We start from the raw sequence: 15,557 nt of genomic DNA, 5'->3' as shown, positions 1-15,557 counted from the left end.
GGATCAATGTCGCCAGGTCATGTCACCGATGGTAGGCGGGCCGGGCGGGTCCGTCCCCCGAATTACCCGGGTGAGCCCGATGAGAAGCGGCGCAGCAGCGGCGAAAGGACCAGGACGGACTTGGTGCGCTCCACGAACGGCTCCCCGGCGATCCGCTCCAGCACGCGCTCGAAGTGCCGCATGTCGGAGGCGAAGACCTGCACGATGGCGTCCGCGTCGCCGGTGACGGTGGAGGCGGCCACGACCTCCTGGTACCGCTCCAGACCTCGCCGGATGGTCTCCGGCGAGGTGTTGTGCCGGCAGTAGATCTCGACGAACCCCTCGGTCTCCCAGCCCAGGGCCGAGGGGTCCACCCGGACGGTGAAACCGGTGATGGCGCCGGTGGCCCGCAGCCGGTCCACCCGCCGCTTCACGGCGGGGGCGGAGAGGCCCACGATCTGCCCGATGTCCGCGTAGGAGCGGCGGGCGTCCTCGGCGAGGGCGTGCACGATGCGTTCGTCGAGATCGTTCAGCACGGTGAGTGGATCAGCTTTCCGGTGTTGCGAGACGGGAGCGGCGATGGCCGTACCCGAAGTAGACCACGAGCCCGACGGCCATCCAGACGCCGAAGACGACCCAGGTGACGCTGGACAGACTGCCCATCATCCAGACGCAGAACCCGAAGCCGAGCGCGGGCAGCACCGGCGAGAGAGGGACGCGGAAGGTGCGGCGCATCCCCGGGCGGGTCCGGCGCAGTACGACGACGGCTATGTTGACCAGCGCGAAGGCGAAGAGCGTGCCGATGCTGGTGGCGTCGGCGAGCTGACCGAGGGGGATAGCGGCCGCGAGGACGCCGCAGAACAGGGACACGATCACCGTGTTGGCGCGGGGGGCGCCGGTCTTCGGATGGACCTTGGCGAAGACCTTGGGCACGAGTCCGTCGCGGGACATCGCGAAGAGGATGCGGGTCTGGCCGTAGAGGACGGTCAGCACCACGCTGGCGATGGCGATGACCGCGCAGGCGGCGAGCAGGGTGCCCCAGAAGGTCTGACCGGTGACCTCGCGCATGATCTGGGCGAGCGCGGCCTCGGAGTCGTTGAACCGCCGCCAGGGCTTGGCACCGACGGCGACGGCCGCGACGAGCACGTACAGCGCGGTGACGATGACCAGCGACAGCATGATGGCGCGGGGCAGGTCGCGCTGGGCGTCCTTGGCCTCCTCGCCGGCGGTGGAGGCGGCGTCGAAGCCGATGTAGGAGAAGAACAACGTGGCCCCGGCGGCGCTGACGCCCGCCATGCCCAGCGGCATGAAGTGCGCGTAGTTCCCGGACCGGAAGCCCTGGATGCCGATGGCGCAGAACAGCACCAGCGCGGCGATCTTCACGCACACCATGACGGTGTTGGCGCGGGCCGACTCCCGGGCACCGCCCAGCAGGAACGCCATGGCCAGCAGGACGACGATCAGCGCGGGCAGGTTGAAGACGCCGCCGTCTCCGGGCGGGGCCGACAATGCGTCCGGGATCGTGACGCCGATCGTCCCGTCGAGCAGTTCGTTGAGGTACTCGCCCCAGCCGACGGCGACGGCGGCCACGGACACGCCGTACTCGAGGACCAGGCACCAGCCGCAAATCCAGGCGATCAGCTCGCCCATCGTTGCGTATGCGTACGAGTACGAGGAGCCGGAGACCGGGATGATGCCGGCCAGTTCGGCGTAGGAGAGGGCCGAGAAGAGGGCGGTGAGCCCGGCGATCACGAAGGACAGGGTGACGGCCGGACCGGCCTTGGGGACGGCCTCGCCGAGCACCACGAAGATGCCGGTGCCGAGGGTGGCACCGATGCTGATCATGGTCAGCTGCCACAGCCCGAGGGAGCGTCTCAGGCTCCCTCCCTCACCCTGGCCGCCCTCCGCGACCAGGCGTTCCACCGGCTTGCGCCGCATGAGACGCGCACCGAGGCCCGGGGACGGTGAGGCCGACGGGGTGCGCTTTCGCGGGGGTGCGCCTTGGTCCAGCACGCGCTGACTCCTTCGTCACGGCGGTTCGGGCGGCGGGGACCGGCGGCACCCCCGCGCCTGCGGGGATCCACCGAGCGGGGTCCCCGCCACGCCACGTACAGCGCATGACCCTACGGGCAGCCCCTTCGCAGACGAAATGCAGCAACCTTGCGTACCCGCGCAAGTTCCTTGCGTTCATCGCGGGCGAATGCCCATTCGTTGCGCCCGGTCCGCATGTCCCGTCGCAACGCCCCCTTCAGCGCAGCTTCTTGACCAGGAACCGGCACCGCTCGGCGTACTCGTGCCGGACCCCCTCCGCGTCCACGTGCGCACGTGGGTCCTGGTAGACCATGGTGGGCAGATAGCCGAGCCTCGCGTACAGCGCCGCCGCGCGGGCGTTGTCCTCGCCCACGCCGAGGCCCATGAGCCCGAGACCGCGCCGCAGCGCCAGTTCCTCGGCGGCGTGGATGAGTGCCGTGCCGACGCCCAGGGATCGGACCGACTCGGGCCACACGAACAGGCCGTTGATCTCCGGGCAGTCCGGATGCGCGGCCCTGACCTCGGGCGCCCGGCCGCCGGTCCAGCGAACTTCCGCGTGGCCCACCGGAGTTCCGTCGATCCACGGAAGGAGATAGCTGCTCTGGCCCGCCTCCTGTCGTGCGAAGCGGGCGGCATGACTGCCGTCGACGCTCGTCGACGGCATGAAGCGCTCCAGGACCTCGACGTCCTCCGGCCGGCACACGGCGATCTCCATGCCCCGACCGTAGAGCCTCGCGCGCGCCCGTTGCCCCCGATTTTCAACGGGGGCCTCGGACAACGGACTTGGCTCAGTTCCAGCTGGCGTGCAGGGGCTTGCCCTCGGCGTAGCCGGCGGCGCTCTGGATGCCGACGACCGCCTTCTCGGCGAACTCCTCCAGGGAGCCGGCACCGGCGTAGGTGCAGGAGGAGCGGACGCCCGCGATGATCGAGTCGATCAGGTCCTCGACGCCGGGGCGGGCCGGGTCGAGGTACATCCGGGAGGTGGAGATGCCCTCCTCGAACAGTGCCTTGCGGGCCCGGTCGTACGCGGACTCCTCGGAGGTGCGGTTGCGGACGGCGCGAGCCGAGGCCATGCCGAACGACTCCTTGTAGAGGCGCCCGTTCGCGTCCTGCTGCAGGTCGCCCGGGGACTCGTAGGTACCCGCGAACCACGAACCGATCATGACGTTCGACGCCCCGGCGGCCAGCGCCATCGCCACGTCACGCGGGTGCCGGACCCCGCCGTCGGCCCACACGTGCTTGCCGTACTTCCTCGCCTCGGCGGCACACTCCAGGACGGCGGAGAACTGCGGCCGGCCGACGCCGGTCATCATCCGGGTGGTGCACATGGCGCCGGGCCCGACACCGACCTTGATGATGTCGGCGCCGGCCTCGATCAGATCCCGGACGCCCTCCGCGGCGACGATGTTGCCGGCCACGATCGGGACCTGCGGGTCCAGGGCCCGTACCACCTTGATCGCGCCGATCATCGACTCCTGGTGGCCGTGCGCGGTGTCGATGACGAGCGTGTCGACGCCCGCGTCCAGCAACTGCTTGGCCTTGCCCGCGACATCGCCGTTGATGCCGACGGCGGCGGCGATGCGCAGCCTGCCGTTCGCGTCGACGGCCGGCGTGTACAGCGTGGCGCGCAGGGCGCCCTTGCGGGTCAGGATGCCGGCGAGGCGGCCGTCCTTGTCGACAGCGGGCGCGTAGCGGCGGTTGGCCCCGTCGAGGCGGTTGAAGGCCTCGCGCGGGTCGATGTCGGCGTCGAGCAGCACCAGGTCCTTGGACATCACGACCTCGAGCTGCGTGAAGCGGTCCACCCCGGTCAGGTCCCGGTCGGTGACCACACCGACCGGACGGTGCTCCTCGTCGACGACGACCCCGGCGTTGTGCGCCCGCTTGGGCAGCAGGGCGAGGGCGTCGGCGACCGTCTGGTGCGGGGTGAGGACGATCGGGGTGTCCAGGACGAGGTGCCGGCTCTTCACCCAGGAGACGACCTCGGTGACGACCTCGATCGGGATGTCCTGCGGGATGACCACCAGTCCGCCGCGCCGGGCCATCGTCTCGGCCATCCGACGGCCGGCGATGGCGGTCATGTTGGCGACGACCAGCGGGATCGTGGTGCCCGTGCCGTCCGGGGAGCTGAGGTCCACACCCTGTCGTGAGCCGACCGCGCTGCGGCTCGGGACCATGAAGACGTCGTCGTACGTCAGGTCGTAGGGGGGCTGGATGTCGTTGAGGAAACGCACGTGCTGCACATCCCAGTCGATCAGAGGTGGCCCCCGGACAGGTCAGCCAGGGGGAAGAGCACGTACTTCATTGTCCCATGCCGACCGGAATGCACTGCCCGGGAGAATCATCCAGGCAGGTCAGAGGCGTCTTGGGAGGAACCTCCAAGGGCGAGGGCCACCGTGGCGGCGGAGGCGTGCGCGAACACGTCGAGCGCGGTCTCCCATTCGTCCGGACGGGCCTCGGCGTACGGCCGCCAGTTGTGCACGACGACCAGCAGCCCCCTGCCGGCGGCCTCCTCGGGCCACACACCCGGGTCGGAGAGGACGTCGGCCAGCGCGTCCCAGTTGCGGCCGAAGTACTCCGGCAGCCGCAGGTCCCGGGCGCACCGGTCCATCAGGCCCGCCTTGTCCGTGACCCCGTCGAGGTCCAGCGTGACCGTCAGCTGTGTCATCTGCGTACCGCCCTGAACGACTTGTAGTGATCGTCGGTGTAGTAGATCTCGCCGCCCTGCCCGGTGACGATGCGCCGGGCCCCGCGGTCGCGCGAGCCGGGCGTCGGCACCGTGTACTCGTGGTAGTAGCCGCGCTCGTGCCGAGGCAGCAGTCCCTCGAAGTTGCCGAAGACGACACCGTCACGGGCGTACGGGAAGGGGCCGCCCCGGTCGATGAGGGCGAGCGTCTGCCGTGCCTCGGCGGGGAGTTGGGCGACCCGGACCGTCGCCGTGCCGTCGGACCGCCCTGACCCGGAACCGGTGGCGGAGCAGCCCGCCACGAAGACCAGCAGACACAGAAGCAAGCGGGGGACGGACCGGAGCAGCATGAGCTGATGCTGCCACGGTCCGTCGCCTCGCGACCGTCTGTCAGGGGCCGTCCGGGTCCGCCCGGTTGAGCGCCGAGCGCGGTGTCGGGCCGGCCGTCATCAGGACGTCCGCCGCCGACGTGTCCGTCACCAGGCTGGTGACCAGCCCCGACCTCAGCACCGCGTCGATCGCGGCGGCCTTGCGCGCCCCGCCCGCGATCGCGACGACCTCGGGGATACGGCGCAGCTGGTCCGTCTTGACGGTGATGCACCGCTCCCCCAGGTCCCGTCCGACCCGGCGCCCCTCGGCGTCGAAGAGGTGCGCGGACATCTCCGCGGCGACACCGAGGGAGGCGTAGTGCGCGCGCTCCTCGTCGCTGAGCATGTCGTGCACCGTGGAGATCCCGGGCTCCCAGGAGCCGATGGAGACACAGGCGACGGTGACCTTGTCGAAGTACTCGAAGGCGCGCGCGATCCCGGTCTGGTTGCGCAGCGCGGCCGCGGTGGCCGCGTCGGGCAGCAGCATCGGCGCGTAGATCGGGTGGGCGTCGCCGCCGGAGACCTGGGCGGCCCGGCGCACGGCCTCCACCGAGCCGCGCTCGGCGGTCCCGGCGTCGTACACGCCCGTCAGCTGCACCACCGTGCACGGCGGCAGCTTGTCCAGGGCCGCGGCCATGTGGATGGTGGAGCGGCCCCAGGCAAGGCCGAGCACATCGCCCTCGTTGACGAGTTCGCCGAGCAGATCGGCGGCCACCTCACCGAGGTTCTCCGGGTCGGGTGAGTCCTCGGCCTCGGCCGGGGACTCGACGACGACGGCGTGCCTGAGGCCGTAGCGGGCGCGCAGCGCGTCCGAGCGCTCCGCGTCCAACTCGGCCGGGACGCGGATCTCGATGCGCACGAGATCCCGTTCGAGGGCCGTCTCCAGGACCCGGGCCACCTTGAAGCGGCTGACGCCGAACTCCTCCGCGATCTGGATCTTGGACTTGCCCTCGAGGTAGAAGCGGCGGGCCATGGCCGCCGCCTGCACCAGCTCAGCGGGTCCCATCCGCACTGCTGACCGGCCCGCCGACATACCCGACACGGCGATCTCCTCACTTCTGTTCACACTCTGGACTCGCCGTTCATCCTTGCAGATTCGGCGTACTTGATCCGCCCTGATGGGCGCCGTTCACGTCTGTTCACCGACCTGTGGCTCAGTGGTTGCATGCCCAGGACGCCTTGGCCGTGGCTCCCTCCGCCTGCGCGCGCAGGGCACGGACCGCCTCGGAGGGGTCCTCGGCCCCGTACACCGCGGAACCGGCCACGAAGACGTCCGCGCCGGCGTCCGCACAGCGCTCGATGGTGGACTCCGAGACCCCGCCGTCGACCTGGAGCCACAGTTCGAGGCCGTGCTTGCTGATCAACTCGCGGGTGCGCCGGATCTTCGGGAGCATGATGTCGAGGAAGGCCTGCCCGCCGAAGCCCGGCTCGACCGTCATGATCAGCAGCATGTCGAGCTCCGGCAGCAGGTCCTCGTACGGCTCGATGGGCGTCGCGGGCCGCAGCGCCATGGAGGCACGGGCGCCCTTGGCCCGGATCTCCCGGGCCAGCCGCACCGGAGCGGTGGCCGCCTCGATGTGGAAGGTGACGGAACCGGCACCCGCTTCGACGTACTGGGGCGCCCACCGATCGGGGGCCTCGATCATCAGATGGCAGTCCAGTGGGGTGTCCGTCGCACGGGCCAGGGACTCTACGACCGGCACACCGAGCGTGAGGTTCGGGACGAAATGGTTGTCCATGACGTCTACGTGGAGCCAGTCGGCTCCGTCGACCGCCTTGGCCTCGTCCGCGAGGCGGGCGAAGTCGGCGGACAGGATGCTGGGGTTGATCTGCGCGGCCATGACCCAAGCCTGCCATGTCCGGGCACGTTTGTTCGCGTCGGTCCAGACCTAAGCCGTTCATCGGATGTTGTGCGCGGGCGCATCGTGCCATGCTGGGCCGCTCACCGGCACCACGTACGTCCACGGGGGTCGCCATGAGGCAACTGGACGCATGGAAGCGGAACACCATCCGGTTCGTCTGCGGACGGCGCTCCAAGTGGCTGATCGTGATCCTGTGGCTGGTGGTCCTGGTGATCGCGGCGCCGTTCGGCTCCAAGCTCAACAGCGCCCAGGACAACGACGCCCAGTCCTGGCTGCCCGGCTCCGCCGAGTCCACCCAGGTCCTGAACGCTTCCGAGCACTTCAGGCCCGAGCAGATCCCCGCGGTCGTCGTCTACGCACGCGCGAGCGGACTGACGGTCCAGGACCGGCGGCACATCGCCGAGGACGCCCGACAGCTCAGGACCCTGCACGACCACGGCATCCGAGGCGCCGAGACCCGCGGCCCGGTCTACGACCGTACGACGGCCCCGCGTGCCGCCCAGATCTATGTGCCGATCACGATGGACGCGCAGGGCTGGCAGCGCATCGCGCCCGCGGTCGACTCGATCCGCGACCAGGTCGGCAGGGGCGGCGACGGGCTCGCGGTGCACATCACCGGACCCGGAGGTACCTCCGCCGACTTCTCCAAGGCCTTCGAGGGCATCGACTCGACGCTGCTGTTCTCCGCGATGGCGATCGTGATCGTGATCCTGCTGTTCACGTACCGCAGCCCGACCCTGTTGTTCGTGCCCCTGGTCGGGGTGGTGGTGGCGCTGTTCACGGCGCAGGCGCTGATCTACGTGCTGGCGAAACACGCCGGCCTGACCGTCAACGGCCAGAGCGCCGGCATCCTGACGGTCCTCGTCTTCGGCGCGGGCACCGACTACGCGCTGCTGCTGGTCGCCCGCTACCGGGAGGAGCTGCGCCGGCACACCGACCGGCACGAGGCGATGGAGCTCGCCATGAACCGGGCGGGCCCGGCGGTGCTCGCCTCCGGCGCCACCGTCGTCCTGAGCATGCTGGTCCTCCTGGTCGCCGAGATGAACTCGACCCGGGGCCTGGGCCCGGTGGCGGCCATCGGCGTGATGGTCGCCCTGCTGGCCATGCTGACGCTCTTCCCCGCCCTGCTGCTGGTCTTCGGCCGCTGGATCTTCTGGCCCGCCATCCCGCACGAGGGTTCGGCCGATCCGGTCGAGCGCGGCGTCTGGGCCCGCATGGGCCGCCGTTTCGCCCACCACCCCCGCATGGTCTGGGGCATCACCGCCGCGGTACTGGTCGTCCTGTCCTTGGGGCTCTTCCAGCTGCGCGCGGCGGGCATCGCCAACGCGGACGCCTTCACCAACACGCCCGACTCGATCGTGGGGCAGAAGGTCTCGGCACGGTACTTCCCTGCGGGCACCGGAGACCCGCTCGTGATCGTCTCCAACAAGGCCCAGGCCGTCTCGGTGGGCCGTGCCGTCGCCGCGGACCGCGGGGTCGTGCCGCAGAGCATCGGCGTACCGCCGGGCACCGCGCCCGAGCACGACGGGCAGGTGCTGTTCGAGGCGACCATGCGCGCCCCCTCCGACAGCGACGCGGCCAAGGCGACCGTGCAGCGGGTACGGGACGCGGTGCACGCCGTGCCCGGCGCCGACGCGAAGGTCGGCGGCGGCACGGCCGCACTGCTGGACATGGAGAACGCCCAGACCCACGACAACTACCTGGTCATCCCGCTCGTGCTGGCCGTCGTGCTGCTGGTGCTCGGCGTGCTGCTGCGCGCCCTGGTGGCCCCGCTCCTGCTGATCGGGACGGTGTGCCTGTCGCTGGCGAGCGCGCTGGGCCTGAGCGCCCTCGCCTTCCGCCATGTCTTCGACTACGCGGGCGAGGACGTGTCCTTCCCGCTGTTCGTCTTCGTGTTCCTGGTGGCCCTCGGCATCGACTACAACATCTTCCTGACCACCCGTGTCCGCGAGGAGGCCATCCGCCAGGGCACCCGCCCCGGCGTGGTCACGGGCCTGGCCGCGACCGGCGCGGTGATCACGTCCGCGGGACTGGTCCTCGCCGGCACCTTCGCCGCGCTGGGCACCCTGCCGATGGTCGGCTTCGCGGAGATCGGCTTCGCGGTCGCCCTCGGCGTCCTGCTGGACACCTTCGTGGTGCGCTCCGTGCTGGTGACGTCGCTCTTCCTGGACGTCGGCAAGAAGGTGTGGTGGCCGCACCACCTGGCGCACGCGGACGGGGAGACACCCGCTCCGGAGGCGGTCGGTGTGGGTTCTCGAATCCGCTGACCAATCGCACCTGGCCACCGAGGTGGCGCCACGGGCTCAGTGGTGCGGTCGGCTTCCTCGCCCTCCCCGATGCCGTCAAGGCCCTCACCGACCGCGAACGCGAAGTGGTCGCGCAAGAATCTGCTCACCCCGAACCGCGTAGAGCGAGCATCAAGTCGTTGTGCGCCCTCCGAAGTGACCGGCTTGGTCACGCGTCACTGGCAGGAGTCGGATAGGCCTCGAGATCTACTCGAGATCTATTCGAGTCCGCCGAGGTCCAGGTGGCGCCGGGCGCGAGTGACGGCCATATAGGCAACGGCGCAGGTCAGCCAGTCCTCCGAATGAGCGCCAGATACATGGCGTCGGTCCCGTGCAGATGCGGCCACAGCTGTACGTCGGGACCCTCGCCGAGGTCCGGCACGCCCGGCAACAGGGGCCGGGCGTCGAGGAGTTCGGCCTCCGGGTGCTGCTTGAGCAGGTCGTCGACGACGGCCCGGGTCTCGGCGAGGTGGGGAGAGCAGGTGGCGTAGCCGACGACTCCCCCGACCCGTACGGCCTCCAGCGCGCTCTTCAGCAGGCCGCGCTGGAGCGGGCCGAACCCGTCCAGGTCCTCGGGGCGGCGCCGCCACCGCGCCTCGGGCCGTCGGCGCAGGGCGCCGAGTCCGGTGCAGGGCACGTCGACCAGAACCCGGTCGAAGGAGCCGGGCCGCCACGGCGGTCGGGTGCCGTCGGCGGCGATGACCTGGTAGGGACCGGGGTTGCCGTGCAACGCCCTGGCCACCAGGCCCGCCCGGTGCGGCTGCTTCTCGGAGGCGAGCAGCACGGCCCCGCGCTCGGCGGCGAGCGCGGCGAGCAGCGCGGCCTTGCCGCCGGGTCCGGCACAGCCGTCGAGCCACTTCTCGTCCGGCCCGTCGAGGGGCGCGCCCGCGAGAGCGAGCGCGACGAGCTGGCTGCCCTCGTCCTGCACGCCGGCCCGCCCGTCCCGTACGGCCTCGATGGCCCCGGGCTCCCCGCCCTCGGCCAGCCGCACGGCGTACGGCGACCAGCGTCCCGGGACGGCGGACTCCTGGGCGAGCAGTTCCTCGGTGGTGGCGCGCCCGGGACGGGCCACGAGGGTCACCTCGGGCCGTTCGTTGTCGGCGGCCAGCAACTCCTCGATGCCGGCGCGCCCGCCGCCGAGCGAGTCCCACAGCGCCGAGACGACCCACCGGGGGTGCGAGTGCACCACGGCCAGATGGTCCTCGGGATCCTCGTCGTAGGGCGGCGCGACCTTCGCCAGCCATCCGTCGAGATCGTCCTGAGCGACCTTGCGGAGAACGGCGTTGACGAACTTGGCCCGACCGTCGCCGAGGACGACGCGGGCCAGCTCGACGGAGGCGGACACCGCCGCGTGACTGGGGATGCGCGTCCCGAGCAACTGGTGCGCACCGAGGCTCAGCACGTCCAGCACCGGCGGATCGACCTCACCCAGCGGCCGGTCGACACAGGCGGCGATGATCGCGTCGTACGTCCCCTGCCGGCGCAGCGTCCCGTACACCAGCTCGGTCGCCAGCGCCGCGTCGCGCCCGTCGAAGTCGCCCTTCTCCCGCGCCTTCCGCAGGAGCGGCGGAAGTACGAGGTTGGCGTAGGCATCCCGCTCGTCCACGGCCCTCAACGCCTCGAAGGCGAGGAAGCGGACGGGGTCCTTCTTGGGCCTGCGGTAGGGCTTGCCGGGTCGACGGTGCTGGTCGCTCACGAAAAAGGTGCTCCGGATGCGGGATCAGGCGATACGCCTGTGGGGTCAGAGGATGCGCCTGGGGGAATCAAGCGATACGCCCCCAGCGTACGTCGGCCTCAGCGGCCGAGACTCTCCCCGTCACCGATCCGCACACCGCGCGCCCAGTCGGCCGCCCGCATCGGCTTCTTCCCCTGCGCCTGCACCCACAGCAGCTCCACGCCGTACGAACCGGTGCCCACGTGGACGCTGTTCTTGCCGACGGCGAGCTGCCCCGGCGCCAGGTCGGTCCGTTCGGGGACGGGCTTGACCTGGATCAGCTTCAGCCGCTCACCGCGGAAGGTGGTCCAGGCGCCGGGGGCGGGGGTGCAGCCGCGCACGACCCGGTCGACCCGGAGCGCCGGTGCGGCCCAGTCCACCTGAGCGTCCTCGACGGTGATCTTCGGTGCGAGGGTGATGCCCTCGGAGGGCTGCGGCACGGCCTTGAGGGCGCCGTCCTCGATGCCGTCCATGGTCGCCGCGAGGAGTCCGGCGCCCGCGAAGGCGAGGCGGGTGAGCAGGTCGCCGCTGGTGTCGGTGGGCCGGATCTCCTCGGTCACGGTGCCGTAGACGGGCCCGGAGTCGAGCCCCTCCTCGATGAGGAAGGTCGACGCCCCCGTGATCTCGTCGCCCGCCATGATGGAGTGCTGCACCGGCGCGGCCCCCCGCCAGGCCGGCAGCAGCGAGAAGTGCAGGTTGACCCAGCCGTGCGCCGGGACGTCCAGGGCGACGCGCGGCAGCAGTGCCCCGTACGCGACGACGGGACAGCAGTCCGGCGCGATCTCCCGCAGCCGCTCCAGGAACTCCGGGTCCCTCGGCTTGAGTGGCTTCAGCACCTCGATGCCGGCCTCCTCCGCCCGCTGCGCCACGGGGGACGCGACCAGCCGACGCCCGCGCCCCGCCGGGGCGTCCGGCCGCGTGACGACGGCGGCCACCTCGTGCCGCCCGGAGGCGATCAGAGCGTCCAGAGCGGGAACGGCGACCTCGGGGGTCCCGGCGAAGACGAGCTTCATGGATGGCTACGGGCCTCTCGGACGGCGACGGTGGCGGGCGACGCACAAGTCTATGACCTCGACGGGAGCGACGGGTAAGCGGCCGACGGCGTTTGCCGACGGACCGTCCGGCGTCACGGGAACGCGGCCGACGCGCTCACCCGCACACCGCCCCCACCGCGCGCCCTCCCTCCACAGGGCGCGCGCAATTGCCCTCACGCCCCCTGTGCGTGACCAGCGGAGCGAATCCGCGTTGGTCAAGAAAGAGTTGACCACAAGGGCCGCCTTCGCGCTGCCCGATCCCTTTCACGCCGGTTCGAGAGGCTTGTTCATGGCCGACCACGCAACCCACGACGCCCAGGCTCGGGCCAGCCTGCACTTGCTGGTGCGGGACATCGAGCGGGTCCGCCGGCAGGTGGACGCACTGCGCACGCTCACCGCCCAGTTGGGCAACGTCTACCGCCCGCGCCGCTCCGGCCCGTCCACGGGCTTCGTCGTCTACGGACGCGCGCCCGCGCCGACGGTCCGTCTCGCCCAGGAGCTGCGGGACAGTGTCGAGACCCTGGTCACGGCGGCGGTCGACTTCGACCGCTCCCTCGGCTTCTCGTGGGACGCGGTGGGTTCCGCGCTGGGCGTCACCAAGCAGGCGGTGCACCGCCGTTACGGCGCGCGCCGGGCCGCGGCCCAGGCGGCCGCCGAGGCGGAACGCTCGACCGATCCGTCGGGCACCCGGACGGTCAACGTCGGCACCGGCATCCCCTCGGTGCCGACGGTCCCCGCGGCCCGCTCGATGCCGACCCAGCCGACGGCGGGCAGCCCCGTCCTCCGCGAGGAGACCAGACCAACCGCTTTCCCCGGCCCCCGCAACGGCTGAGCCACCCACGCCCTCCCACCCTCCCGGCACACGTCCGGGAGGGCATACGCATGCCGTGCACGAGCCATCGGATCCGCCTGCGGACCAGGGGGTCACCCGTTCACGAAGCACCGGATCCGCCTGGCGACCAGCGGCCACCCGACCACCAGGCATCGGGCCCGCCCGACGACCAGCGGCCACCCGCGCACGAGGCACCGGCCCCGCCCGACCACCAGCGGTACCCGTCCACCAGGCACCGGCCCGCCCGACCACCAGCGACCACCCGTCCACCAGGCACCGGCCCGCCCGACCACCAGCGACCACCCGACCACCAGGCACCGACCCCGCCCAACCACCAGCGGCCAGCCGTACCTCCCAGGCCGCTCAGCCGATGTCCGGTGGATCGATTCGTACCCGGACCAGCGGCTCACCGGCCCCCCGGGCCATCCGCGCCGCCTGGGCGGCCTTCAGCGCCGAGGCGAGCGCGGCTCCGCTTCCCGGTGGTACCCGTACCAACGCCCGCTCCCAGTGCTCCCCGGGTGGCGGCGCGCCGGGCCGTCGGGGGCGCCCGGACGTCGTGACCGGGATCGGGACCGGGCCCAGCACCTGGGCCTCGCCCGGCAGTTCCACCGTGCGCAGGAACTCCGCGACCGCTTCCGGCGCCCCGGAGACGGCGGCCATCCGCGACACCGGCGGGAAGCCCAGCTCGGCCCGCTCGCCGAGCTCGCGCACCGCGTGACCGACGGGGTCCCACCGCACCAGCGCCTGCACGGGCCGCAGGGTCGGCTCGGCGACCGCGACGACCGTGCCCCCGGCACCCTGCGGCCGCACCAGCGCGGCGGCCGCGATCCAGCGCCGCAGCGCGTCCTCGCCGGCCCGCAGATCGGGCCGCCCCAGCATGGCCCAGCCGTCCAGGAGCAGCGCCGCCGCGTATCCGCCCTCGGCGACGGGCTCGGCGCCGGGTGTGCTCACCACCAGCGCGGGCACGCCCGGCACGGTGTCCAGCACATGCTCACGCCCCGAGGTCCGCACCGGTACGGCGGGGAAGGCGCGCCCCAGCTCCTCGGCCGTCCGCCGGGCGCCCACGACCTGGGCCCGCAGCCGGAAGCCGCCGCACTCCGGGCAGTGCCAGCCGCTCTCCTCGCGCCCGCACCACCCGCACCGCAGCGATCCGCCGTCCTGCCCCTCCAACGGTCCTGAGCAGTGCCGGCATCGGGCGGGCGCCCGGCAGTTGGCGCACGCCATCCGCGGCACGTACCCCCGGCGGGGCACCTGCACGAGCACCGGCCCCTGCCGCAGGCCGTCCCTGACGACCTGCCAGGCGAGGGTGGGCAACCGGGCCGCACGGGCCGCCTCGTCGCGTGCGAGATCCCCGTCCCCCACGGTCCGAACGAGCGGCGCGGCCGCCCTGACCTGCTCCCGCGGGGCGACGAGCGGCCGCGCCCAACCGCTCTCAACAAGCTGCGCGGCCTCCACGGTGCAGCTCCAACCGCCCAGCAGGAAGGCGCACTTGTCCTGGGCGGCCCGCAGCAGCAGCACTTCGCGTGCATGCGGCTGCGGTGCGTGCAGCTCGCTGTGACTGTCGTCCCCGTCGTCCCAGATGGCGACGAGTCCGAGGTCCTCGACGGGCGCGAACATGGCCGCACGCGTCCCCACGACGGCCCTCACGGCCCCCCGGCGCACGGCCAGCCACTCCCGGTACCGCTTCTCGGGCCCGGCGTCGGCGGTGAGCACGGCATGCCGCCCCTCCCCCAGAAGGAAGGTCAGCGCCGCGTCGACCCGGGCGACCGCCCGCCCGTCCGGCAGCACGACCAGCGCCCCGCGCCCGGAGGCCAGTGTGGCCGCGACGGCCCGGGCGATCTCCTCGCTCCACTCGGGCCCGGGCAGCGCGTTCCACACGGCGCGCGGCGCCCCGCCCGACGCCAGCGCCTCCAGAAACGCGGCGCCCCGCTCGTACCGTGTCCAGGTCCCCGCCTCCGGCCTCCCCGGCGGCGGCAACGGCTCCGGCGAGGGCCGCTGCTCGGCCCGCGCGCTGCGCGGCGGCACGGCGAGCTGCAGGACATCGGCGAGGCTGCCCGCATAGCGATCGGCGACGGCCCGCGCGAGCCCGAGCAACTCCTCGCTCAGCACCCGCTCGGGCGACACGACCTGGGCCAGCGCGGCCAGCGGCCCGGAGTAGTCCGACTCGGCCAGCCGCTCGACCAGAAACCCGTCGATCAGCCCGCCGCCCTCGCGTCGCCCCTCCCGCACCCGGTGCCGCCCGGCCCCGAACCGCACCCGCACCCGCACCCCGGGCTGCGCGTCCGCGTCCAGCTCCTCGGGCACGGCATAGTCGAAGTACCGGTCGAGATGCAGCACCCCCTTGTCCACCAGCACCCGCGCGACCGGCAACTCCTTGGCCAACGCGGCCCCCCGCCACGTCCGCGGCTTCGCCCGGGGCACGTCCGCCTTGCGCACGGTCTCCCGGATGAGCGCAAGCTGCTCGGCCGAAGCGTCTTCCGCCCCGCCGCCCGACCGCCCGTTCTCGCTGCTCACCCTTGCATTCTTACCAAACGGCACTGACACCGGGACACGACGAGGCCCGGTCCCCCGAAGGGAACCGGGCCTCGTGCGGTGCGGTGGCGCCTACAGGCCCGCGGCCTTGCGCAGGGCGTCCACGCGGTCGGTCTTCTCCCAGGTGAAGTCCGGGAGCTCACGGCCGAAGTGGCCGTAGGCGGCGGTCTGGGAGTAGATCGGGCGCAGCAGGTCGAGGTCGCGGATGATCGCGGCCGGGCGCAGGTCGAAGACCTC

General features: G+C 72.2%; 14 protein-coding genes. 2 read left to right on the top strand and 12 right to left on the bottom strand.

Annotation, left to right across the window (positions count from 1 at the left end; translation table 11 throughout):
* Positions 1-62 precede the first annotated feature (62 nt).
* From ABZZ74_RS31750 to rpe, 8 genes are all read right to left on the bottom strand, one after another.
* The gene (locus ABZZ74_RS31750; protein ID WP_133044837.1) at positions 63-515 is read right to left on the bottom strand and encodes an Lrp/AsnC family transcriptional regulator; all 453 of its coding nucleotides are present in this window, start codon (positions 513-515) and stop codon (positions 63-65) included.
* Positions 516-525: 10 nt separating this feature from the next.
* On the bottom strand, positions 526-1,992 hold the full coding sequence (locus tag ABZZ74_RS31745; RefSeq protein ID WP_356770782.1) for an amino acid permease: 1,467 nt from the start codon (positions 1,990-1,992) through the stop codon (positions 526-528).
* Between the two features lie 235 nt (positions 1,993-2,227).
* Entirely contained in the window at positions 2,228-2,725 is a 498-nt protein-coding gene (locus ABZZ74_RS31740) for a GNAT family N-acetyltransferase (RefSeq protein WP_356770780.1), read from the bottom strand.
* A 73-nt stretch (positions 2,726-2,798) separates the two neighbouring features.
* A complete protein-coding gene (locus tag ABZZ74_RS31735) occupies positions 2,799-4,241 on the bottom strand; it encodes a GuaB1 family IMP dehydrogenase-related protein (protein WP_356770778.1) in 1,443 nt (480 codons plus the stop codon).
* A 107-nt stretch (positions 4,242-4,348) separates the two neighbouring features.
* On the bottom strand, positions 4,349-4,675 hold the full coding sequence (locus ABZZ74_RS31730; protein ID WP_356770776.1) for a barstar family protein: 327 nt from the start codon (positions 4,673-4,675) through the stop codon (positions 4,349-4,351).
* Complete coding sequence (locus ABZZ74_RS31725; RefSeq protein WP_356770774.1) at positions 4,672-5,043, bottom strand: ribonuclease; 372 nt, start codon at positions 5,041-5,043, stop codon at positions 4,672-4,674. Before ABZZ74_RS31725 ends, ABZZ74_RS31730 begins: the two co-directional genes overlap by 4 nt.
* A 40-nt stretch (positions 5,044-5,083) precedes the next feature.
* Positions 5,084-6,127, bottom strand: coding sequence for a sugar-binding domain-containing protein (locus ABZZ74_RS31720; RefSeq protein WP_356770772.1), 1,044 nt, complete (start codon positions 6,125-6,127; stop codon positions 5,084-5,086).
* A gap of 88 nt (positions 6,128-6,215) precedes the next feature.
* Positions 6,216-6,902, bottom strand: coding sequence for a ribulose-phosphate 3-epimerase (gene rpe, locus ABZZ74_RS31715; protein ID WP_356770770.1), 687 nt, complete (start codon positions 6,900-6,902; stop codon positions 6,216-6,218).
* Between the two features lie 134 nt (positions 6,903-7,036).
* Here rpe and ABZZ74_RS31710 point away from each other — a divergent pair, with 134 nt between their 5' ends.
* Positions 7,037-9,190 (top strand): MMPL family transporter, encoded by a 2,154-nt coding sequence (locus ABZZ74_RS31710; RefSeq protein ID WP_356770768.1) that lies wholly within the window; start codon positions 7,037-7,039, stop codon positions 9,188-9,190.
* 304 nt (positions 9,191-9,494) lie between these two features.
* Here the strand turns inward: ABZZ74_RS31710 and ABZZ74_RS31705 are convergent, their stop codons facing one another.
* On the bottom strand, positions 9,495-10,904 hold the full coding sequence (locus ABZZ74_RS31705) for a transcription antitermination factor NusB (RefSeq protein WP_356770766.1): 1,410 nt from the start codon (positions 10,902-10,904) through the stop codon (positions 9,495-9,497).
* Positions 10,905-11,002: 98 nt separating this feature from the next.
* A complete protein-coding gene (gene fmt, locus ABZZ74_RS31700; protein WP_356770764.1) occupies positions 11,003-11,935 on the bottom strand; it encodes a methionyl-tRNA formyltransferase in 933 nt (310 codons plus the stop codon).
* 310 nt (positions 11,936-12,245) lie between these two features.
* Between fmt and ABZZ74_RS31695 the strand changes: the two genes are divergently transcribed.
* Positions 12,246-12,788, top strand: a complete 543-nt coding sequence (locus ABZZ74_RS31695) for a hypothetical protein (protein WP_356770762.1) — start codon at positions 12,246-12,248, stop codon at positions 12,786-12,788.
* 363 nt (positions 12,789-13,151) lie between these two features.
* Here ABZZ74_RS31695 and ABZZ74_RS31690 read toward each other — a convergent pair whose 3' ends face one another.
* Together ABZZ74_RS31690 and ABZZ74_RS31685 are read right to left on the bottom strand one after the other, a co-directional pair.
* Positions 13,152-15,302, bottom strand: coding sequence for a primosomal protein N' (locus tag ABZZ74_RS31690; protein WP_356770760.1), 2,151 nt, complete (start codon positions 15,300-15,302; stop codon positions 13,152-13,154).
* A 90-nt stretch (positions 15,303-15,392) separates the two neighbouring features.
* Positions 15,393-15,557 (bottom strand): methionine adenosyltransferase domain-containing protein (locus ABZZ74_RS31685; protein WP_356770916.1); only part of this gene is annotated, 165 nt, incomplete at its 5' end.

It is taken from the genome of Streptomyces sp. NPDC006476 (genome assembly GCF_040612015.1).
GTDB lineage: Bacteria > Actinomycetota > Actinomycetes > Streptomycetales > Streptomycetaceae > Streptomyces > Streptomyces griseorubiginosus_B.
Note: the sequence above shows the minus strand (reverse complement) of the source record. Positions and strands in the feature narration are given on the sequence as shown.